The organism is Shinella zoogloeoides (genome assembly GCF_033705735.1).
GTDB classification, from domain to species: Bacteria; Pseudomonadota; Alphaproteobacteria; order Rhizobiales; family Rhizobiaceae; genus Shinella; species Shinella zoogloeoides_A.
This window is the reverse complement of record NZ_CP131131.1, coordinates 447,444-466,473: the sequence shown is the minus strand read 5'-3', so window position 1 is coordinate 466,473 and position 19,030 is coordinate 447,444. Positions and strand designations below refer to the sequence as shown.

Here is a 19,030-nt window from a genome sequence, read left to right as displayed (position 1 = left end):
GCTGTCGCGGTGCGTTTTCTATTTTTTTGCAACAAGGCGTATCCGCCGTGAAACCAAGTGTTCCGCTCTGCCGCCAGGGTAGGATCGTAACCTCTGACATTTCATGCAATCGAATTGATTTGATGAAGACGCTTCAAGTTTCCTGAAGTAGTGCGGCCGCGTATGACCGGATACCCTCCGGCAGGGTGATACGCGCGCGCCAACCGAGATCCAGGGCCGCCGCATCCAGATCGTACGGACCTTGCGGATCGGAGAGCGGGTCGTCCCCTACGCCGACCGAGACGGATGGTCCCGGTACGATCATCCGGACAAGCTCTGCCAATGCACCCATCGTGATGCCCCGATCCGACGCGATCGTGTAGGCGGGCTTCCGGATGGAACCGGCGCGAGCGGCCGCCACGATGGCCTCGGCGACATCCTCGACATGGATGTAGTGGTAGCGCCGGTCGCGCCCATGAGGCAGCGTGACCGATCTTTCCTCCTGCCCTGCGAGGATCATGTCCCGGATGACGCAGGGCGTCCTGCGGCCCGGCCCGTAGACAGCCGCGATGCGAAGGCTCACGCCCGAAAGGCCGTATTGGCGTGAAAAGGCCTCGACCAGCGCCTCGCCGGCAACCTTGGTGGCGGCATAGACCGAGGCCGGATGCAACGGCCGCTCCTCTTCCACCACCACATCCTCCGGCGTCCGACCATAGACGGCAGCCGAGGAGGCGAAGACGAAACGGGGTACGCCGCGCGCGACGGCGAGTTCCAGCAGGTTCACGGTGCTTTCGATGTTCGTCCGCGCCACATGGCCGGGATCGTCCCGGTGCAGGGCGGGCCCCGAGACCGCGCCACAATGGACGATGGCCGCGAATTCACGGGAATGCGTGATCGCCGCGAGCTGCCGCGCGTCGCACAGATCGCAGGCAATCACGTCGCCTTGCGGATCGCCGGCAAGGTCGAGGCCAAGCACCGCGGTCCCGCCCCGTCGAAGCGTGGAGGCCACGGCTCTCCCGACGAGACCGGCCGCACCGGTGACGAGAACGACGCCGCTCATGACCGGGGCGGATGCGTCTTGCGCCAATGGTCGGCGATGTCGATCCTGCGGGTGACCCAGACGTCGTCCGCGGCCGCGACGTGATCGAGGAACCGCTCCAGATCCGCCGCCCGGCCGGGCCGGCCGACGATCCGGGTATGCAGGCCGATGCTCATCATTCGCGGAGAAACCTGCGCTTCCTTCCGCAGAAAGTCGAACGCCTGGATCAGGTAGGCGGAGAAGCTCGGCGACTGGTAGCCGAAGGTGTTCACGTAGCGTCCGTCGTTGTTGTCCAGCGTATAGGGCACGACGAGATGATCCTGCCCCTCCACCTCGACCCAGTAGGGCAGGTCGTCGGCGAAGGAGTCGGCATCGTAGGTGAAGCCGCCGGCCTCGATGAGCAGGCGGCGCGTGTTGATGCTCATCCGCCCGGTATACCAGCCGGTCGGCCGCGATCCCGTCACCTCGGTATGGATGCGGATCGCCTCGGCGATCTGCGCCCTCTCCTGCTCCTCGGGCATTTCGGCATATTGAATCCAGCGCAGCCCGTGCGAGGCGATCTCGAAATTCGCCTCCTTCATTGCGGCCACGGCTTCAGGATTCTTCTGCAATGCCGCCGCGATGCCGAAGATGGTCACCGGAAAATTCCGCTCGGTGAACATCCGGTAGAGCCGCCACCAGCCGACGCGGCTGCCATATTCGTATTGCGACTCGACATTGATGTTGCGGATGTTCGCGAAGGCGGGCGTCGGCTCCTCCGTGAGGAACGCCTCGCTCTGCCGATCCCCGTGCAGAACCGAGTTCTCGCCACCCTCCTCATAGTTGATGACAAACTGCACGGCGAGCTTCTTGCCGCCCGGCCACGAGGGATCGGGCGGATTGCGTCCATAACCTTTAAGGTCACGCGGATAGGCCATGGGATGTCTCCTTTTGTTCCTTAATATGCCAAGGCATGCAGCCCCGCGGCCAACACGCGAACCCCGGCCACGATATCCTCGATCGACGAGAATTCATCCGGCGTATGGCTCCGGCCGTCCTTCGACCGGACGAAGATCATCGCGACGTCCGCAATGGCCGCCATCTGCTGCGAATCGTGGCCGGCACCGCTGGCCATCGTCATGAATGGCACACCCTGCTCGGCGGCGACACGCTGGAGGGTCGACACAATGGCGGGATCGGACGGAGAGGGCTTGTGATCGAGCATGACCTCCCAGTCGATCTCCAGGCCGCGCCGCGCGGCGACCTCGTGCATCAGCCCCTCATGCATCGCGTAGAGCCTGTCTCGCACCTGCGGATCGGGATGGCGCGCATCGATGGTAAAGCCGACCTTGGCGGGGATGATGCCCGGAAAATTCGGCTCGACTACGACGCGGCCGATCGTCGTGACGGCCGGCCGGCCGATGCGGTGGGCCGTGTTGATCATCCCCGAGGCGATTTCGGCGAACCCGGCAAGCGGGTCGTGGCGAATGTCCATCGGGAAGGCGCCGGCGTGGTTCTGCACGCCCCTGATCTCGCCGCGGTAATGGCGGATACCGGTGATGGCATCGACGATGGCGACGGGAAGGCCGGCCTGTTCGAGGATGGGGCCCTGCTCGATATGCAGTTCGACGAAACTGCCAATGTCGTCGCGGCGCGCTTCGGGGATGCGCGCCGGATCGAGCCCGACATCGCGCATCGCCTGCGCGATGGTCTCGCCGGAAAAGGCGATGACGCGCTCGGGATCCTCAGGCGAGATGCGCCCGGTAACGGCGCGTGAGCCCCAATAGTTCGCATTCGGGAACCGGCTGGATTCCTCCTCGCAGAACGCAACGGCCTCGATCGTCCGCCTCGGCGTGCCGAACTGTTCCTTCAATGCCTTGAGGGCGATGAGCGCGGCCAGCGCACCCAATGTTCCGTCATAGCGGCCACCGGGCGTTTGGGAATCGATATGGGAGCCGGAGGCGACCGATTTCTCGTTCGTCGATCCTCTCAGCCTGCCCCAGACGTTGCCCACTGCGTCCCGGTGAACCTCCAGCCCCGCCGCAGCGCAGGCATCGGCATAGTAATCCGTCGCCCCGACCCATTCCGACGAATAGACCGTGCGGGAAATTCCCGTCTCCCCTACTGCCCCGAACGCGGAAATTTCCAGGATTGTTTTCTCGACGAATGCTGGGTCGATCTCGATGTACTTGGTAGACACGTTTCCTCGCTGTCTCTCGTATTTGTCCAGCAGCAGGCCCACGACCATAGCCGGGCGGTACGAAATTCATTCCACGCGGGGTATCTCAAGAAAAACGAATTCTTTGATTGACGAAATATCAGGAAAATTGAAGTATCCTCGAAAGCTTCGGGAGCGGGCATGAACCACCGGCATATCGAGACGTTCTATTGGGCCGCACGGCTGGGCAGCTTCGCTCAAGCCGCCCATCGCCTGAACGCAACTCAATCCGCCGTCTCCATGCGCATCCAGGAACTGGAGATGCGCATCGGCGTGCCGCTGTTCGATCGCTCGCAACGGACGGCGCGCCTGACCAACCAGGGCGTGCTGCTGATGCCCTTTGCCGAGGAGATCCTGCTGGCCGCCGAACGCTTCCGGCAGGCGGCGGCAGCCAAGGAGGAAGTGGTCGGCTATATCCGGCTTGGCGTGGCCGAGATCGTCGCCCTGACCTGGCTGCCCGAACTGATCAGCGTGGTGCGCCGCACCTATCCGCGGCTGCAACTCGAGATCGAGGTCGCGCTTTCGCATGTCATCGAGGAAAAGCTCGATGCGGGAGTTCTCGACATGGCCTTCGCAGCCTGCGAAATGCCCCAATCCAGATTTGCATCCACGATCCTCGAGTCGATCGATTTCTGCTGGATGTGCAGTCCGTCCGTTCCCGAGATACCGGACACAATCACACCGCGGAGCCTCAGCGAACTGCCAGTCGTCGCCACCTCGCGGGAATGGCAGTTCCGGGGCTCGACCCTGAACTGGATAACGACGAACGACGTGCATTTCCGTAACCTGACAATTTGCAATACATTCCGCACGGCAGCCGACCTGGTGATCGCCGGTCTGGGGCTCGCTTATCTGCCCGAGCGGCTCTATCAGTTTGAACTCGAGCACGGGCGGCTGAGGCGGCTGCGCTCCGATCCGAAGTCGGCTCCCTTGCAGATCTATTCGATAAGGCCGATCAACAATGGGCTGCCGGCCCATCAGTTGTTGGAGGGAACCGCTGAGGCTGTTGTGGCGGCCAACGGAAAAGGCGATGCTCGCTCCGGCGCCGAGACCGACCCTCCCGTTGCGCATGACGGTCACCATCAATCTCCACCCAATCAGACCATATGATCTTTACTTCGCAGGCCGCGCCGCCGCGGCTGCAGCGCGCCGAAGGCCATGCCCGGCTCGCCTTCCACCGCCGCCATGGGGCGGCTTGGCTGAGGACGCTCTACCAGGAAGGCTGCGTCAAGATCCGCCTTCCGAGACCCTTCCCCGGCCAACCGCCCGAAGCGGTCCTGATCAACATGGCCGGCGGGCTTGCCGGTGGCGACCGGATCGTCACTGAAATCGACATCGCGGAGACAATGGTGGCAACGGTCACCACGCAGGCCTGCGAGGTTCGCGCATGCGGTAGCTGAAAAGACGGCCTTGTTTGCCTTAGGTCAGCTGATCGATGTTCCCCGAATGCTTTACATCGGCAATGCAGATAGCTGACTCAGACGGCCAGTCGCCTCAACCGTCATCACGGCACGCTTGTCGAGCCAGCGGCATTGTCGATGCTTCCGGGCTTCAGCCCACCGGCTTGAAGCCGCCCTCATCAATTTCGATGACAAGACGGCGGCGGGCGGCGGACGCTTCCAAGCAGATAGGTCTTTGCCCCTTCGTCGACCGGAGATAACTGCGCTTCGGAGCGTTTTCCTCCCTACACGCCAAAACAGGATTATTAGCGGAATCGGAGACATTACAGCTAGGAAAGCTTGGTGGGTGTTCAGCTAGCATTCCCCAATGCGGCGTGATGAATCCGCCGGCGTAGAAAGGTTCCGCCGAGTATTCACAGAGAATGAGAGCGCTACCGCGGAGCACCATTTCGGCATCGACCGTGGAAATCATGTCGCTCGCGGCATCTTAGACACTCGGCATCCCTCTCATTTGCAGCAGCAACATTCGAGCGCCCGACAGATAGTCATGCGAACACTCGTTGAAAGGACTTGCCTCATCCGAGATCGCGCCGGGGACCAGCCCCCAGAGACAGTAGTAATTCTGGGTTCGGGCGTAGTTTTTGAGCTTGCGGAAAACCGGATCGGATTCCTTCGCGTCATCGGCGAGGCGGAGAATGGCGCCATAGTAGTCATCAAGGACCAGCAGGGCGCCGTGGGACATCCTTGGTATCTCAAGGCCGGTCGCATTGTAGGAAGCCGAGCGACTATACGCCTATGTCGACAACGCCTTCACCACCGACGCACCGGGTCGAGAGATCAGCATGCGCCTGGGTTACAAGTGGTAGCAGAAACCCATCCGCCGGCATTCGACCGAATGCTGGCGGTTTATCGCGGCAGGAATGCAGCCCGAAGCGAGGCGATGTTGCGCTCCACCGTCGCAGCGATGTCGGGCTCTTCTCCTTCAACGATAGAAAGCCTGACAAGCCTGTACCCTTTCAGGGTATCCAGAAGCGCCGGCCCAGTTTCGCTATCCAGAAAGACGACCGATACGTCATTGGTCTTCAGCCAGTCCGCCAGTTTGGCCGCGCGTTCGGGTGTCCATTCGTTCGGGGCTGCGGTGATCGACGCCCGCAGGTCGATACCCAGATCGGTGGAGAGATAGGCGAAATGTGGCGAGAGCGCGATGGCGGTAAGGTCGTCGGCCTCGGCAAGGGCCACGTCGCTCTGGGCCTTGAGGGCGAGAAGCTTCTGTTTCAGCGCGGCAAGATTGGTGGCGATGGCCACCGCGGAAGAAGGGTCCAGGCGGGATAGATCGGCTGCGAGCACGTCGGCCATGCGGCCGAGACTGCTCGGCGCCAGCCAAGGGGCTGAGCCTTCACCCGTCGCCGGCATCGGCGCGAGGTCTAGCGCGGCATAGATAGCATCGTCATCCGAGGGTCCAGCGATGGCGATGCCGTTGAGTGCGCCATCGAGCGGGCGGCCGGCATCGATCTCGACGATGCGGATATTGCTGCGGCGCGCATGGGGATAGAACGGATCCTCCGGCCAGAAGGAGCGGAAGGTGATGACCGCATCTGCATCCCCGGCCGCCTTTTCCAGAGCCGCCTTGCCCCGCCCGGAAAGATAGGAGGCGAGCCGCGTCGCCGGCAGCTTTATCGGCTGGATCGCCTCCACGGTGATGCCGCTCTCCCGAACGAGCAACGATGTCAGCGCGAAGGCGGCAGGATGCGCCGTCAACACTTTCGCCGCGCGCGTCTCCTGCGACGCCGCGACCGGCCGGCTCAGGGCGGGCATGGCAATCATGGTGGACAGCATGGTCCGCCGAGAAAGCAATCCGCTCATGCGGCATCTCCTTTGAGAGCGGGAAGCAGCGCGCGGGCGGCCGTGCAGCCGAGAAACAGGAAGCCGGCCGACAGGATGATCGCGGCTCCCGAGGGGATCGGCAGGTCGAGTTCCATGGGGATCATGATACCGGCAACCGTCGCGACGAGCGCGAAGAGGACGGAGAGCGCGAAGAAGCTCTTGAGCGAAGTTGAAACAGTCCGCGCCGCGGCTGCGGGAATGACGAGCAGCGCGCCGACCAGAATGGCACCGATAATCTTAACGCTCGCCACCGTCACCACCGTCACCAGCATGACGAAGAGATAGTCGAGCGCCTTCACCGGCAGCCCGCGCACCGCCGCCAGCGTCGGATTGAAACTCGCCACCATGAAGCGGTTGAAGAACAGAACCGTCAATGTCAGCACAAGCAGGCCGACACCGGCGAGAATGGCGATATCCGTGCCGGACACGGTCAGGATCGAGCCGAACAGCACGTTTTCCAGGATGTGGATGTTGATCCGGCCCGCCAGCACGAGAAGGATGCTGGCGCCGAGCGCCAGCGACATCGAGAGAAACACGCCGATCAGCGTATCGGCCGAGAGGCCGGTGCGGTTACGCAGATAGTTGAGCGCGATGCCGAAGATCAGGCAATAGCCGAACAGTGAACCATAGGGTCCGGCATAGGGCTCGCCGAATAGAATACCGATGGCCACGCCCGTCAGCGCCGCATGGCCGACGGCCTCGGAGAAGAAGGCGTGCCGCTTGACCACCACCAGCGTGCCAAGCCCGCCCAGCACCGGCCCGGCGATGAGGCCGGCCAGCAACGCATTGACCGCAAAACCATAGGCGAGCGAGGGCGGCACGTACCCGTTCGCCGCGAGCGCCATCACAGCCTGGCGGAAAGCCTCGAACCAAACGCTCATGCCGCACCTCCCGCCCGGTGCGAGAACAGCGCCAGCGCCCGTTCCGGGGTCAGCTCCGCCTCCGGCGGACCATCGAAAAGCACGGTGCGGCTGAGGCCGGTCACGCGGCCGGCGAGCCGCCGGACGGCGGCAAGGTCATGTTCGACCCAGAGGATCGTGGTACCGCGCGCCTTCAGGACGTTGATCAGTCTTTCGAAAATCCGCGCGCCCGCCTCATCGAGCGCTGCCATCGGTTCGTCAAGCACGAGGAGATCAGGCGCCGGCATCAGGCCCTGTGCCATCATCACACGCTGGCGCTCTCCGCCGGAAAGGGCCCCCATGCGCCGCCCGGCCTTGCCCTCCATGCCAACCTCAGCCAGCGCTGCAAGAATCATCGCCTTAACCGATGCTTTCGGCGACAGGAACGCCGGCCGGTTCGCCACGAGGGCAGCCAGAAAATCCATGACCGTCATCGGCAGACCGCGGTCGAACTCCAGCGCCTGCGGAACATAGCTGATCCGGCCCGGCTCGCGCGGCCAGTCGATGGCGATCGCGCCCGTATGCGGCGCCTGGCCGAGCAGGCAGCGGATCAGCGAGGACTTGCCCCCTCCATTGGGGCCGACAATTGCATGCACCGTACCCGGTTCGCCCCGAAGTGAGACGTCGGAGAGAACCTCGGTGCGCCCAAGCACCAGCGAGACCCGGTCGAACACGATGGCAGGACCTGATCGAACAACCGTTCCGGAAGGCACAGGCTGTGGGATGAATGCATTCACGGGCCCGCCTCCGCGCCGCCCTGTTCGCGGATCGCCTTCACCACCGTCGAAAAGTTTTCGGCCATCTCGACCTCAAACTTTTCCGACCGGTAATCGCCGTAGATGATGTGGGAAAGCGAATAGAGCCTGATGCCCGTCTCGCGCTCGATGGTCTCGACATAGGTCGAGGGAAAATTCAGCTCGGAGAAGATGACCTTCACGTCGAGCGCTTTGATCGCGTCGATGGTCTTTGCAAGCTGCGCCGGGCTGGGTTCGATGCCATGCGCCGGCTCGACCACCGCCGTCACCTCGAGGCCGAACTCGCGCAACAGGTAGTCGTAGGCACCATGGATCGTCGCGACACGGAAGCTGGCGCCGGGCATCGCGGTGAGTTCGGAGAGTGCTGCAGCCCGGATTTTCCGCAGGCGCTTCGCATAGACGCGGGCATTGTTCGTATAGTCGGCGGCATTATCCGGATCGAGCTTGCCAAGCTCGCGGGCAATCGTCTGGACCTGCTGGATGGCACCGGCAATCGACAGGAAGGTGTGCGAATTGACCACCTGGCCGGAAATCGTGCGGCTGTTGCCCATGCGGCTCGAAACGCCACCGACGGCTGCCAGCAGCGGCACGTCGCGATTGGCTTCGATGATCGGGATGGACGGTTTCTCCGAAGCCGCGATCATGCGTTCGGCGAAGTCGTCATGGCCGATACCGTTCAGCACCACCACGTCGAGCGTACCGATCTGGCGGATATCCTCGGCACGCGGCTCGTAGGCGTGCGGATTGAACCCGACCGGGATGAGCGGCACCACCTCGGCCTTGTCGCCGACGATATTGGCGACATAGGAATAGTAGGGGTGCAGCGTCACGCCGACCCTGAGCTTCCTCGCGGCTGCGGGAGTTGCGGCCTGCGCAGTGGAAAGGGAGAGGGCCATCGCACCCGCCAAGAGCGTGCGCCGCGAGAGGAGAAACGTCATTGGTCGGCTCCTCGTGTCACTGATGCATCGTAGCGGCTGACGATTTCCTTCCAACCGGAAGCGATCAATGCCTCGTTGGACAAGCCGGAAACGGCAGCATCCGCTGAACGGTACAGCCAGACGGAAGAAGCACCCTCCTCAGCGTGCCCATGCCCATCTTCGGCCGTCGCGATGCGCAGAAGCAGCGAGCCGGCGGTCTCGGCCGATGCCGTCGTACCGAGCCAGCCGGCAAATGCACTATCGGCCGGCACCAGGCTCCAGACATGATCGCCGCGTCCCTTGCTCGTCGCATCCTTGGTAAAGGGTGGCAGTGCCTCCTCGGCAAGCTCTTCCGGCGTCGGCACGCTGCCGGCGGCAAGCACGGAGGCGATCTCGTCCGCTGCCACCTTCATATCCGCATTGAGACCCTGCTCGGCCGCCGTCAGCCCATCGCGGGCATCGACCTGCCATTCGGCAATCGACACCACGTCCGGCGCGCGCGTGCGCAGGCTAACCACCGTTCCCGCGACAAGCACGATGGCGACACAGAGCAACATGACGAAGAGCGTCTCCCGCTCGGCACCGGCAGGGCGGACGAGGACACGCTTACCATTCTCCAGGGTCATGGGGCGAGCCCGTCAATATCCCGCCAGTCCACTTCCACGACATGGCCGGGACCGGCATCGAAGAGCACGTAGAATTCGCCGGATGGCCGGTCGAAGCGCACGACGGAATCGGACCCGAACTTGCCGGGAACCAATATCTGCTCGTCATAGGAGATGACGTCAAGCGTCACACCCTCGGCGCCCGTTCCGTCCGAAAAGCCGCCCTTGCAGGCCACCTTGCCATCCTCAAGCGCACAAGTGCAGTAGGGGTAGTGAGCCGAAGCCGGCGAGGCGATCACTGCGGTCAGCACGGCAGCGAGCCAAAAAATTCGGTTTCGCATCGCGTCTCTCCGCGCTGTTTCAGCCACACGATTGTGGCGGGGGATGCTTCATCGAGGGAGATAGCCGCCTGATGCACCGTGCCGTCCCATCCTTCGACGGTAAGCCACAGGGCATCGGCGGGTTTCGCGCGCTCGGGGATTGGCACATCCGCCATCTGGCGATAGGGACCGCCCGACAGGACGACGCCGGCGGCACGTAGCGAGCGCGGCTTTCCGATCCGGAAATAGCTCGCCTTGATATGATCCGCATCCCCGGGGTTCCAGCGGATCGCGAAGGTCTTCATGTGACCGGCAAGGCCCTGATCGGTCGGCGCGCTGGTCATGTATTCCGCAATATGCACATGCCAGGGACCAATCGCCTTCTCGCCGAGCTCCCGCTGGCCGAGACCGGAATCGCCGAAGAACAACGCCTCTTCCCGAAAAAATTTCGGGCCGAGCAAGATGGGGATAACAAGCAGCAGCGCGCTCAGATGAAAGCACCAGCGATGCCGCCCGCCGGGAAGGCCGGCATGCGGGTTCGTCTTGACCTTCGCGCCCGTCATTCCGCAGCCTCCCGCACACCGTCAACTGATGGCAGGGATCGATCCGCGCTGATGTCACGCACCAGCTTGGCCGTCGCAAGCGCCGTGCGCTTCAACCAGATCATCATGCCGGAGAACACCATCATGGTGAGCAGCAGCCCAAAGAGGAAATAGACAAGCTTCAGCCAGAGGCCCGCGAAATCACCGGTGTGGAGCGGACGCATGCTCTCGGTCACGAGTTCGAGCGCCGAACGGTCGGAGACGCGGCGCGCCCATTCGACCTTGCCGTTGTAGGGGTTGACGTTGGCCGTCTCGAAGATCAGCGGATAGGCCCCCCGCCCGCCAACGACGATGTGACTGAAGGCATTGCTCGGCAGCGAGACGAAATCCGGGCTCAGATCCGGAAATTTCTCCCGCACCAGTTCGCCTGCCCGGTCGAGCGAAATCCAGGGTGCCTTCGCGCCGCCTTCGGCCGGAACGTCTTCGCGCGCCACGACGGGCGGGACACCCGCCGTCGATACGGTGATGTTGTTGTCCGCAAGGATCTGCTGGATCAGGAACCACCCTGCCGTCACCGCCATGATGGCAATGAACGGCACCGACCAGATACCGGCGAGACGATGGAAATCGCCCCAGAAGATACGCGCGCCATTGCGCAATCGCAGGCGCGGATTGAGATAACCGCGCCAGAATTTCTTGTAGACCACAAGCCCTGTCACGAGCGACCCCAGCATCGGGATGGACAGGGCGGATACCAGATACCACCCCCAACTCGTTGCGCCGACGAAGGGCACGAGCAGCCAGCCGTGCAGCGCACGCATGAAATAGCGGAAATCGAACACACCGCCCACACCCTGGATCGCCCCCGTATACGGATTGACGAAGAGCGAGCGCGTGCGCCCGTCCGGGTAGCTCACGAAGACGTCCAGCGCGAAGATCGATTTGACCGGCCGCGAGATGAAGCTCACCGCCACGCCGGGCTCGGCCTCCTCGACGGCTGCGAGGATGGCGTCATAGCCCAAGGGCACGGCATCGGATGTCGGCCGGTTCGCCCGCACCTCCGGTTTGGCCAGCCAGACGATTTCCTGGCTCACCGTGGCGATCGTTCCCGTCAGACAAACGAAGAAGATCAACACCCAGAGCGGCAAGGCCAACCAACTATGGACGATCAACCACAGGCGCGTCGCCTTCTTCTTTTCCTTCGCCGGCCGTGTCGTTTCCATCAATTCCAGACTTCCAAGATCATAAGTGGACAGTGGCTCTCCTGTATTAGACGAACAGAGGCCAGCCGTGTCCCACCTCCAAAAGTGAAATAATTTTCCAATATGACGGCGGCCGATACCACGACCGCCGTCCCGGCTCTTGTCAGAAGGTGCTACGCAGCGTCAGGAGGAAGTTTCGCGGCTCGCCATAGACGTTGTTCTTCGCCAGAGAACCCAGTTGCGAAAAGTACTTCTCGTTGAACAGGTTGTTGACGTTGAGGGTCACTGACGTGGTTGCATTGACGTCATAGCGGAGGCTAACATCCGCAACCGCGTAGGCCCCTTGGGACAAGGTGTAGGGGATACCGATCGAGCCACCGGCACCGTCGGAAACATACTCGGTACCCTTCACGGTCGTCCTGCTCTGGGCACGCACACCGGCGCCCAGCGTCCAGGCTGAATATTCGCCCGGCAGATTGTAGGCGGCCCACAGTTTCACGAGGTGCTTTGGAGTGATAGCGCCGTAGAACGTGTCCGCCCCTTTGTTTTCATTAATGTTCAGCGTGTAACCGGCAAACAGCTGAAGACCGTCGACAACCTCGCCGCTCATCTCAAGATCGATACCCCGGCTGACGACGTCGCCCGATGCCGTGTAGCAGCAACTGCTGCCATTGTCGGGATTGTAGGCGCCGGTGAACGTCGGATCGTAAACCGCCTCACCATTCCTCGTCGTGTGATAGAGTGCGATGCCGGTGTTGAGGCCACTATTCAGAAGTTCGCCCTTCAGGCCCACTTCGTAAGTTCGGCCGGTCACCGGCTCCAATGGCGTGCCGGGTTCAGGTCCCCTGAGATAGTGCGCCTGCGACTTGTAGATATCGGCATAGCTTGCATAGGCCGTCCACTGGTCGGTGATGTCGTAGGTCACCGCGCCAAACGGCGTCAGCACGCCGTTGTCATTATAGTCGAGCGCCTCCGTCCAGTTCACCGAGCCATCGCGATTGTAGCTCGCCCGATGGAACGTCATGCCATAGTTGCCATATCGCGCGCCGACGATGACGTGCAGCGGGTCGGCGATCTCGAACCGGCCGCGCGCATAGGCGCCATAATGCTCTTCTCCGTAGGGGTAGAAATTGAAGTAATAGTCGGAGGGGAACGCGGGGGTATCGCTGTCCGACCAATAGGACGATTTGAGATCGTCGAGATTGACGGCAGGTCCGGCGAATTCGCCGCGTCTTACATTGGAGCTGTGCTTCGAGTAATCCAGCCCGACGACGATTTCGTGCTCTCGACCGAAGGCTTCGAACGCGCCGTCCACATGCGTGTCGAGCTGAACCTGATAGCCGTCGCCCCAATTGTAGGAGCCGTTGTAGGACAAGCCATCCTTCGTGACCGGGTCGACCACCCCTGTCACGAAACCATATTTGGCATCGTATTTGTGGCCGGCATAGGATCCGGTCGTGGTCCATGTCCAACCGTTATCAAATACGTGTTTGACTTCACCGAACACCTCCCAGTTCTCATGGTGAAGATAGCTCCAATCCGTCCCGAGGCTGGTGGATATCGGAAAATCAATCGCCGAGCCGTCGGCATAGCGCGGCAAGCCCACCGTCCAGGGCGTGCTGTCCTTCTTGTCGTAGCTCCCACCGAGCATGACGCTCGTATTGTCGGTCACGTCGGCTTCGAGCACGCCATAGAGCGCAAGGTTCCGGCTGTCGCTGATATCGTAGAAAGCATCGGTACGATCGAAAGCGCCTACGAAGCGTCCACGCAGGCCGTCGCCCTGCGTCAATGGCCCGGTTACGTCGAAGACGGACTTGACCGTGTTCCAGCTTCCGGCCGACAGTTCGCCCGATGCCTGGAATGTATCGAGCGGGCGCTTGCGGGCGAGGCTAATCACCCCTCCAGCTTCGCCATTGCCGGAATAAAGACCATCGGCGCCGCGCAGAACTTCGACCCGGTCATATTTCACAAGATCGACTGCCGAGATCGTGTCGAAAGCGCTCGTCACGCCCACGGCCCCGCCATCGACCCGGATGTTATTGATTTCGAACCCGCGCGAGAAAAAGCGCCCGCTGCCATAATACTGGTCAGGCGTCACGGTCACGCCTGTTGCCGTATCAAGCGCCTCGGCAAGGGTGGTAATGCCACGATCCTGAATCTGCCTTGACGTAATGACGGTCACCGATTGCGGCGTCTCGCGCAGACTCTCCGATGTCTTGCCTATCGTGCTCTCGCTGGTCGTATAGGAATTGCTGCCTTCGGTGGTTGCGCTGCCCCCGACCGTGATGGTTTCGAGCGCAGTCGAGCCGTCAACCGCGCTACCGACGGCCCCGGCGGCGACCGGATCGACAATCGTCACCGTATTGCCGTTGATGCGGGTCACGAGGCCTGTGCCCGCCAATATCCTGTTCAGCGCATCCGAGCGGCTCAGCGCCCCCTGCGCCCCGCCCGAGCTTTTACCGCGAACCAGATTGGCGTCGTAGAAAAGCTGAATGCCGGTTGCATTGGCGAACTGCACCAGAGCGCTCGACAAGGGCTGAGCGGGAATGGCGAATGCGGCCGCCCGCGCGGTACGACCGGATGTCGGCGTCTGCGCATGGGCCGGCATGTAGAGCGAGGCCGCTATGGCCAGTCCGCTCGTCATCATCACGAGAGCAACACTCCCCGATCTGCGTTGCTTGCGCTCACCGCAAGCGCCCGCGCCTGCCGTTCCCCATCCAGCCCCCATGGCATCACCTCTCGTCAATGGGCCTGCCACAGCAGGCGTATTTGTCATGCGGAGGCGCCCATCGAGCGCCCCTCATGAAAAAAGACACCCGGCGAGGGCTGACTAATGATCGATAGCGCAAATTATTTTCGGACTAGCGGCGGTAGACGACAGCGACGAAGCCGCCGGGATTCAGGACGCGGATCGACAAGGTTTCGGCGATCGTCCGCAGGGCCTGTTCGGCCTGCCGCGTCTCGAAGATCGCGGTGACGGGCATGTCGCCGATACTGTCATCCATGAGTAGGATGCGGCCGCGCCGGTAGCGTTCCAGCTCGCGCAGGACGCGCCGCAGCGGAACGTCTTCGAAGACGATCCTGTCCTTGCGCCAGGCAGTGACCTGCTCTCCGTCCACCGCCTTGGGCGCGCCGATCCCATTTGCGCTGTAGCTCACCTGCCAGCCTTCATCGACAGCGACGGTCCTGCCGGCATCAAGCGCCACGGCGACTGCATGTTCGGTTACCGACACCGTAACAGCGTCATCCGCAAGCTTGATGTCGAAGGCCGTCCCGAGTGCCTGCGTGGCTCCCGGACCGGCTTCGACGATGAAGGGGCGTCCCTGATCCGGCGCCACCTGGAAGAACGCCTCGCCGCGGTGAAGCACAATGCGCCGCTCCCGGTCATTGAACTGCACGGACAGAGCGGAATAGCTGCCGAGTTCGACGACGCTGCCATCAGCAAGCTGCAATGTCCGTCGTTCCGCAACATCGGTCGCATGGTCAGCAAAGAAGCCGGGCCGGGAAAGAACGTAGCCGCCGGATCCCACAGCGAGGATGGCAAAGCCGCCGAGCATCAAGGTGCGGCGGCTGAGCCCGCCCGACGCGCGCATGCGGTCATATTCCGGCTTAACGATATCAAAGCGGTCCCATAGCCGCGACGCCCGCTCGAAGGCCGCGACATTGGCCGGGCTCGCGGCGAGCCAGGCCGTGAAGGCGTGCCGGTCCTGCGCATTCGCCTTGTCGTCCTTCATCCGGACGAGCCATTTGAGGGCTTCGTGATAGATCGGGTCTGTCTCGGGGTCCGTCATGCTGTTTCCGCAGGGGCGTCTGCCTTCACTCCTAAAACACTTCACGCGCCGGAACCAATGACCGACAGCGGGTATTTTTTAGAGCCGGCGGTCAAGTTCGGCGAGCGCCGCAACGATCTGGGTAATCACGGTATTGCGCGATATGCCCATGCGGCTTGCCACCTCGTCATAGGAAAGCCCTTCGATGCGGTTCATCACGAAGGCTTCCCGCCGACGCGGCGGCAAGGCGGCCACGGCCTCCAGCAGCCGCCGCAGCTCACTACGGTAGAGCGCGATTGTCTCGGGAGACGGCTTCGTATCGGCGATCAGTTCCAGATCGAGCCCCGCCTGCTCGATATCTCCGCGCCGACGCGTGTCACGCAGATGATTGAGCGCAAGGTTTCGCACCGCCTGAGTGACATAGGCCGCATTCGGGGCAACCGGTTGTTCCGCTTTTCCAAGAATATTGGCGAAGACTTGCTGAACCACATCTTCCGCCGCAGCCGGATTACCGACGATCCGGCGCACGAAAGCGCGCAGACGCCCATGCTCCTTCTCGTATAGTCTGGCGATCTCCAAAGCGCGCGACGTCATCGCAGAGTTGCCCCTTACAGTTCCTCCTTCCGGTTAGAGAACCGGGTTTTCGAATGCAAACACATTGATTTAGAGGGATTCTAAGAGGTAAAGAATAAACTTGATTTATAAACTCATATTTTTATTGAAAAACATCGACTTCCCCCATCAGAGACCATCAACGAAGCAGACAAGCATGCACCGACGACATCGATCGTTCGTGGCTTGCCGTAGCAAAAATACCACATGCGGCACACGCGGCCGTCTAGCGGCCGCGTGTGTCCGGGGATATCAGAACGTCGCCTTGGCGGTGAGCAGGAAGTTCCGAGGTGCGCCGAACGAGTTCGAGCCTTCGAAGCCGCCAATGCTCTCGTAGTATTTCTTGTCGAGCACGTTGTTGACATTCAGCTGAAGATCGAATGTGTCGTTCACCTTGTACCCGATCACGAAATCCAGCACGGCATAGGGTTTCTGCACGACCGGCGTCACGCCGAGAGCGGGCCAGGTGTCCTTGAGCGAAACGGACGTCATCTTGCTTTGCCAGCGCAGGGCGCCGCCGATCCGCCACTTATCCATCTCGTCGGGAAGATGGTACATGGTGGAAAGCTTGAACTGATGCTGCGGCAGAAAGGTGTTGTAGAGGTCTCCGACAGCACCCGTGCCGGAATCCTTCGTGACCTGCGCATGCGTATAGGTGTAGCCGGCCATCAGGTTCCAGCGCGGCAGGATTTCACCGGACACCTCGAAATCGATGCCCTTGCTCTCGACCTCGCCGACACCCCGATAGCATTCCCAGCCGATTGCGCATTGTGCGCTCGGCAAGGATTCGGGAAGATTCTCCTGAAGAGTGTAGAAGAGGGAGGTGCCGATGTTCAAGCGCTCGTCGAGGAAGGTCGCCTTGGCGCCCACCTCGTAGTTCGTGCCCGTGACCGGATCCAGACCGCCACCCGACGCACTGGTATAGCCGGATTGCGGCTTGAAGACGCTCGTGTAGCTGGCATAGACCGAATAGGTGTCGTCGATATCGTAAATGAGCCCCGCGTAGGGCGTGAACTGGGCGTTCTGACTGAAGGTCTTGTCGACGATCCAGCCGGCATCGTCCGTCGTCGAATGATATTGGTACCAATCGAGACGGGCGCCGGTGATGAGCTTGAGGTCATCCCTCAGGGAAAACCGCCCCGTTCCGTAGACCGACGTCTCCTTGACCTCCTGCGTTCTCGACCACTTGCCCCAATAGCCGAGAACATCCGGAATGGGGAATGAATGTGGATCCCATGTATAGGGATCGATCGTCGTCAGGTCGAAGCCACCCGTCGCTGTGTTGTACGCGGATCCGACGTCATAGATCTCGCTGGTCCGGTGGCTTGCGCCGAATGCCAGCTCGTGCTCCTGGCCAAAAAGCTCGACGGGACCGGACGCGTAGGCGTCGAAACTGCGCTGGTCGCGCTCGTATTCATAGGCACCGCCACGCATGGCATAAACGGTGTTGCCAGCGGCATCGTAGGTCGGCACCTGAAGGAACGTGCCCTTCATGTCCATCGTCGTATCGAGCGCGCGCGCCGCAATCTTGGCCGTCCAGCCGTTGTCGAATTCGTGTTCTAGTTCGACAAAGCCACTTGCGCCAGCCTTATCCCAATAGGCCCAGGACGGAGACAACCGGGTTGAGCGGTCGATGTCGAGGAATGTGCCATCCGGGTTGGTGCCGAGGCCGTTCCAGTCGGCACCGGGATTGTCCTCGCGGTTGTAATAGCCCCCCAGGCTGAGCGTCGTGCTTTCCCCCAGGTCGAATTCCAGCGTGCCGTAGTAGAGTTGCCGCTTGTTCTCGTAGTCCTGGATGAAACTGTTCTTGTCCTGCAGGCCGGAGACGAAACGGCCTCGGATCGTGCCTTCCTCATTGAGAGGGCCGCCGGTATCGAGTTCCCCACGATAGTTGGCCCAGCTGCCGATGCTGGTCGTGACCGATGTTTGCGCCTCGTCGCCCGGCCGTTTGCGAACGAAATTCATGGTGCCGGACGGATCGCCGGTGCCGGTGACCAGCCCCGTCGCACCGCGCACAACCTCGACATGGTCATACATCGACAGCGTCCCGTCGGTGAACGTGTCCGGCTCGTAGTTCACCGGAAGTCCGTCCAGCATGAAATTGTTGATCGTGAAGCTGCGGGAATAGTATCGCTGGCGCTCGCCACCCCACTTGCGCAGGCTGAGACCGGTCGAGTTGCGGACCACATCCTCCACCGTCGTCATGGCCTGATCGTTCATCTTCTGCCGCGTGACGACCGCAACGGCCTGCGGCGTATCGTGGACGGCGAGCGGCAGCTTGGTTGCCGCGCCCATCGCTCCCGTCGTGTAGGATCCCGTGCCTTCGGTGACTGAATTGCCCGCGCCGACAACTGTGATGGTTTCAAGCTCCGTCGAACCATCATCGACACCCTCGGTGGCGCCGGTTGCTGCCGGGTCGATGATGGTGACCGTGCTTGCATCCGGAAAACGGTAGGTGAGACCGGTGCCGCTGAGAAGGCGATCGAGTGCCTGTTCACGGGTCAGTGCAGCCGAGACGGCCGTGCTTCTCTTCCCGCCGACAACACTCGAAGGCAATAGAAGACGCAGCCCGGCACGATCTGAAAAGAGCGTCAACGCGGCGCCGAGATCCTGCGCGGGAATGTCGAAAGCAGCGGTTACCGACCGCGCCGTCTTCGCCTGTGCCCCGGCAATGTCAGGCGCTCCCGCCACCGCGAAGCAACACGCGGCCGTGGCAAGCCATCCTTTTTTCCGCCACGACGCTCGCGCGTCGACCGTTGCTGTCATCTTGCCCATGAAACTGCGTCCCCTGCTCTCATCGATGCCAAGGACCTTCGTGCCCGCCGATCGGCTGGCCTCGTGTCCCCTCATAGCCAAGGACGACGCGGCATCAGCGATCTTGCAGTGCGAACTTCAAGAGAGATGATTTT

The 19,030-nt window shown here is 62.0% G+C and carries 18 protein-coding genes; 2 read left to right on the top strand and 16 right to left on the bottom strand.

Annotation, left to right across the window (positions count from 1 at the left end):
• Nucleotides 1-133 precede the first annotated feature (133 nt).
• Genes ShzoTeo12_RS19855 through ShzoTeo12_RS19845 form a run of 3 tightly spaced genes read right to left on the bottom strand, consistent with a single transcriptional unit; the run spans nucleotide 134 to nucleotide 3,197 of the window.
• Nucleotides 134-1,039 carry an NAD(P)-dependent oxidoreductase gene (locus ShzoTeo12_RS19855; protein WP_318913820.1) on the bottom strand — a complete coding sequence of 302 codons (906 nt, stop codon included), beginning with the start codon at nucleotides 1,037-1,039 and terminating at the stop codon, nucleotides 134-136.
• The gene (puuE, locus tag ShzoTeo12_RS19850; protein WP_318913818.1) at nucleotides 1,036-1,935 is read right to left on the bottom strand and encodes an allantoinase PuuE; all 900 of its coding nucleotides are present in this window, start codon (nucleotides 1,933-1,935) and stop codon (nucleotides 1,036-1,038) included. The genes ShzoTeo12_RS19855 and puuE overlap by 4 nt, the downstream gene beginning before the upstream one ends.
• A 20-nt stretch (nucleotides 1,936-1,955) precedes the next feature.
• Nucleotides 1,956-3,197 (bottom strand): hydantoinase/carbamoylase family amidase, encoded by a 1,242-nt coding sequence (locus ShzoTeo12_RS19845; protein WP_318913816.1) that lies wholly within the window; start codon nucleotides 3,195-3,197, stop codon nucleotides 1,956-1,958.
• Nucleotides 3,198-3,356: 159 nt separating this feature from the next.
• On the opposite strand from ShzoTeo12_RS19845, the gene ShzoTeo12_RS19840 reads away from it, so the two are divergent.
• Together ShzoTeo12_RS19840 and ShzoTeo12_RS19835 are read left to right on the top strand one after the other, a co-directional pair.
• Entirely contained in the window at nucleotides 3,357-4,325 is a 969-nt protein-coding gene (locus tag ShzoTeo12_RS19840) for a LysR family transcriptional regulator (RefSeq protein WP_318913814.1), read from the top strand.
• Nucleotides 4,322-4,615, top strand: a complete 294-nt coding sequence (locus tag ShzoTeo12_RS19835) for a hypothetical protein (protein ID WP_318913812.1) — start codon at nucleotides 4,322-4,324, stop codon at nucleotides 4,613-4,615. The genes ShzoTeo12_RS19840 and ShzoTeo12_RS19835 overlap by 4 nt, the downstream gene beginning before the upstream one ends.
• A gap of 487 nt (nucleotides 4,616-5,102) precedes the next feature.
• Here the strand turns inward: ShzoTeo12_RS19835 and ShzoTeo12_RS19830 are convergent, their stop codons facing one another.
• The 13 genes from ShzoTeo12_RS19830 to ShzoTeo12_RS19770 form a co-directional block, all read right to left on the bottom strand.
• Complete coding sequence (locus tag ShzoTeo12_RS19830) at nucleotides 5,103-5,357, bottom strand: hypothetical protein (RefSeq protein WP_318913810.1); 255 nt, start codon at nucleotides 5,355-5,357, stop codon at nucleotides 5,103-5,105.
• Nucleotides 5,358-5,521: 164 nt separating this feature from the next.
• Entirely contained in the window at nucleotides 5,522-6,478 is a 957-nt protein-coding gene (locus ShzoTeo12_RS19825; RefSeq protein WP_318913808.1) for a metal ABC transporter solute-binding protein, Zn/Mn family, read from the bottom strand.
• The gene (locus ShzoTeo12_RS19820; protein WP_318913806.1) at nucleotides 6,475-7,380 is read right to left on the bottom strand and encodes a metal ABC transporter permease; all 906 of its coding nucleotides are present in this window, start codon (nucleotides 7,378-7,380) and stop codon (nucleotides 6,475-6,477) included. Before ShzoTeo12_RS19820 ends, ShzoTeo12_RS19825 begins: the two co-directional genes overlap by 4 nt.
• Nucleotides 7,377-8,111: a metal ABC transporter ATP-binding protein gene (locus ShzoTeo12_RS19815; RefSeq protein ID WP_318914330.1), complete on the bottom strand. Its 735-nt coding sequence runs from the start codon at nucleotides 8,109-8,111 to the stop codon at nucleotides 7,377-7,379. Before ShzoTeo12_RS19815 ends, ShzoTeo12_RS19820 begins: the two co-directional genes overlap by 4 nt.
• A 20-nt stretch (nucleotides 8,112-8,131) precedes the next feature.
• Complete coding sequence (locus ShzoTeo12_RS19810) at nucleotides 8,132-9,091, bottom strand: metal ABC transporter solute-binding protein, Zn/Mn family (RefSeq protein WP_413251181.1); 960 nt, start codon at nucleotides 9,089-9,091, stop codon at nucleotides 8,132-8,134.
• The gene (locus tag ShzoTeo12_RS19805) at nucleotides 9,088-9,696 is read right to left on the bottom strand and encodes a DUF6162 family protein (protein ID WP_318913804.1); all 609 of its coding nucleotides are present in this window, start codon (nucleotides 9,694-9,696) and stop codon (nucleotides 9,088-9,090) included. The genes ShzoTeo12_RS19810 and ShzoTeo12_RS19805 overlap by 4 nt, the downstream gene beginning before the upstream one ends.
• Nucleotides 9,693-10,016, bottom strand: coding sequence for a hypothetical protein (locus ShzoTeo12_RS19800; protein WP_318913802.1), 324 nt, complete (start codon nucleotides 10,014-10,016; stop codon nucleotides 9,693-9,695). The genes ShzoTeo12_RS19805 and ShzoTeo12_RS19800 overlap by 4 nt, the downstream gene beginning before the upstream one ends.
• On the bottom strand, nucleotides 9,980-10,558 hold the full coding sequence (locus ShzoTeo12_RS19795; protein ID WP_318913800.1) for a thiamine pyrophosphate-binding protein: 579 nt from the start codon (nucleotides 10,556-10,558) through the stop codon (nucleotides 9,980-9,982). The genes ShzoTeo12_RS19800 and ShzoTeo12_RS19795 overlap by 37 nt, the downstream gene beginning before the upstream one ends.
• Nucleotides 10,555-11,760 (bottom strand): PepSY-associated TM helix domain-containing protein, encoded by a 1,206-nt coding sequence (locus ShzoTeo12_RS19790; RefSeq protein ID WP_318913798.1) that lies wholly within the window; start codon nucleotides 11,758-11,760, stop codon nucleotides 10,555-10,557. The genes ShzoTeo12_RS19795 and ShzoTeo12_RS19790 overlap by 4 nt, the downstream gene beginning before the upstream one ends.
• Before the next feature lie 142 nt (nucleotides 11,761-11,902).
• Entirely contained in the window at nucleotides 11,903-14,386 is a 2,484-nt protein-coding gene (locus ShzoTeo12_RS19785; protein ID WP_318914328.1) for a TonB-dependent siderophore receptor, read from the bottom strand.
• Nucleotides 14,387-14,600: 214 nt separating this feature from the next.
• On the bottom strand, nucleotides 14,601-15,473 hold the full coding sequence (locus ShzoTeo12_RS19780; RefSeq protein ID WP_318913796.1) for a FecR family protein: 873 nt from the start codon (nucleotides 15,471-15,473) through the stop codon (nucleotides 14,601-14,603).
• 135 nt (nucleotides 15,474-15,608) lie between these two features.
• The gene (locus ShzoTeo12_RS19775; RefSeq protein WP_318913795.1) at nucleotides 15,609-16,103 is read right to left on the bottom strand and encodes an RNA polymerase sigma factor; all 495 of its coding nucleotides are present in this window, start codon (nucleotides 16,101-16,103) and stop codon (nucleotides 15,609-15,611) included.
• A 270-nt stretch (nucleotides 16,104-16,373) separates the two neighbouring features.
• The gene (locus tag ShzoTeo12_RS19770) at nucleotides 16,374-18,896 is read right to left on the bottom strand and encodes a TonB-dependent siderophore receptor (protein ID WP_318913794.1); all 2,523 of its coding nucleotides are present in this window, start codon (nucleotides 18,894-18,896) and stop codon (nucleotides 16,374-16,376) included.
• Nucleotides 18,897-19,030: the final 134 nt, after the last annotated feature.

Coding starts and splice junctions, on each gene's coding strand:
- ShzoTeo12_RS19795 (WP_318913800.1), bottom strand. CDS start 10,558: ATGACGGGCGCGAAGGTCAAGACGAACCCGCATGCCGGCCTTCCCGGC.
- ShzoTeo12_RS19810 (WP_413251181.1), bottom strand. CDS start 9,091: ATGACGTTTCTCCTCTCGCGGCGCACGCTCTTGGCGGGTGCGATGGCC.
- ShzoTeo12_RS19805 (WP_318913804.1), bottom strand. CDS start 9,696: ATGACCCTGGAGAATGGTAAGCGTGTCCTCGTCCGCCCTGCCGGTGCC.
- ShzoTeo12_RS19775 (WP_318913795.1), bottom strand. CDS start 16,103: ATGACGTCGCGCGCTTTGGAGATCGCCAGACTATACGAGAAGGAGCAT.
- ShzoTeo12_RS19785 (WP_318914328.1), bottom strand. CDS start 14,386: ATGATGACGAGCGGACTGGCCATAGCGGCCTCGCTCTACATGCCGGCC.
- ShzoTeo12_RS19825 (WP_318913808.1), bottom strand. CDS start 6,478: ATGAGCGGATTGCTTTCTCGGCGGACCATGCTGTCCACCATGATTGCC.
- ShzoTeo12_RS19820 (WP_318913806.1), bottom strand. CDS start 7,380: ATGAGCGTTTGGTTCGAGGCTTTCCGCCAGGCTGTGATGGCGCTCGCG.
- ShzoTeo12_RS19855 (WP_318913820.1), bottom strand. CDS start 1,039: ATGAGCGGCGTCGTTCTCGTCACCGGTGCGGCCGGTCTCGTCGGGAGA.
- ShzoTeo12_RS19790 (WP_318913798.1), bottom strand. CDS start 11,760: ATGGAAACGACACGGCCGGCGAAGGAAAAGAAGAAGGCGACGCGCCTG.
- puuE (WP_318913818.1), bottom strand. CDS start 1,935: ATGGCCTATCCGCGTGACCTTAAAGGTTATGGACGCAATCCGCCCGAT.
- ShzoTeo12_RS19840 (WP_318913814.1), top strand. CDS start 3,357: ATGAACCACCGGCATATCGAGACGTTCTATTGGGCCGCACGGCTGGGC.
- ShzoTeo12_RS19770 (WP_318913794.1), bottom strand. CDS start 18,896: ATGGGCAAGATGACAGCAACGGTCGACGCGCGAGCGTCGTGGCGGAAA.
- ShzoTeo12_RS19835 (WP_318913812.1), top strand. CDS start 4,322: ATGATCTTTACTTCGCAGGCCGCGCCGCCGCGGCTGCAGCGCGCCGAA.
- ShzoTeo12_RS19780 (WP_318913796.1), bottom strand. CDS start 15,473: ATGAAGGACGACAAGGCGAATGCGCAGGACCGGCACGCCTTCACGGCC.
- ShzoTeo12_RS19830 (WP_318913810.1), bottom strand. CDS start 5,357: ATGTCCCACGGCGCCCTGCTGGTCCTTGATGACTACTATGGCGCCATT.
- ShzoTeo12_RS19800 (WP_318913802.1), bottom strand. CDS start 10,016: ATGCGAAACCGAATTTTTTGGCTCGCTGCCGTGCTGACCGCAGTGATC.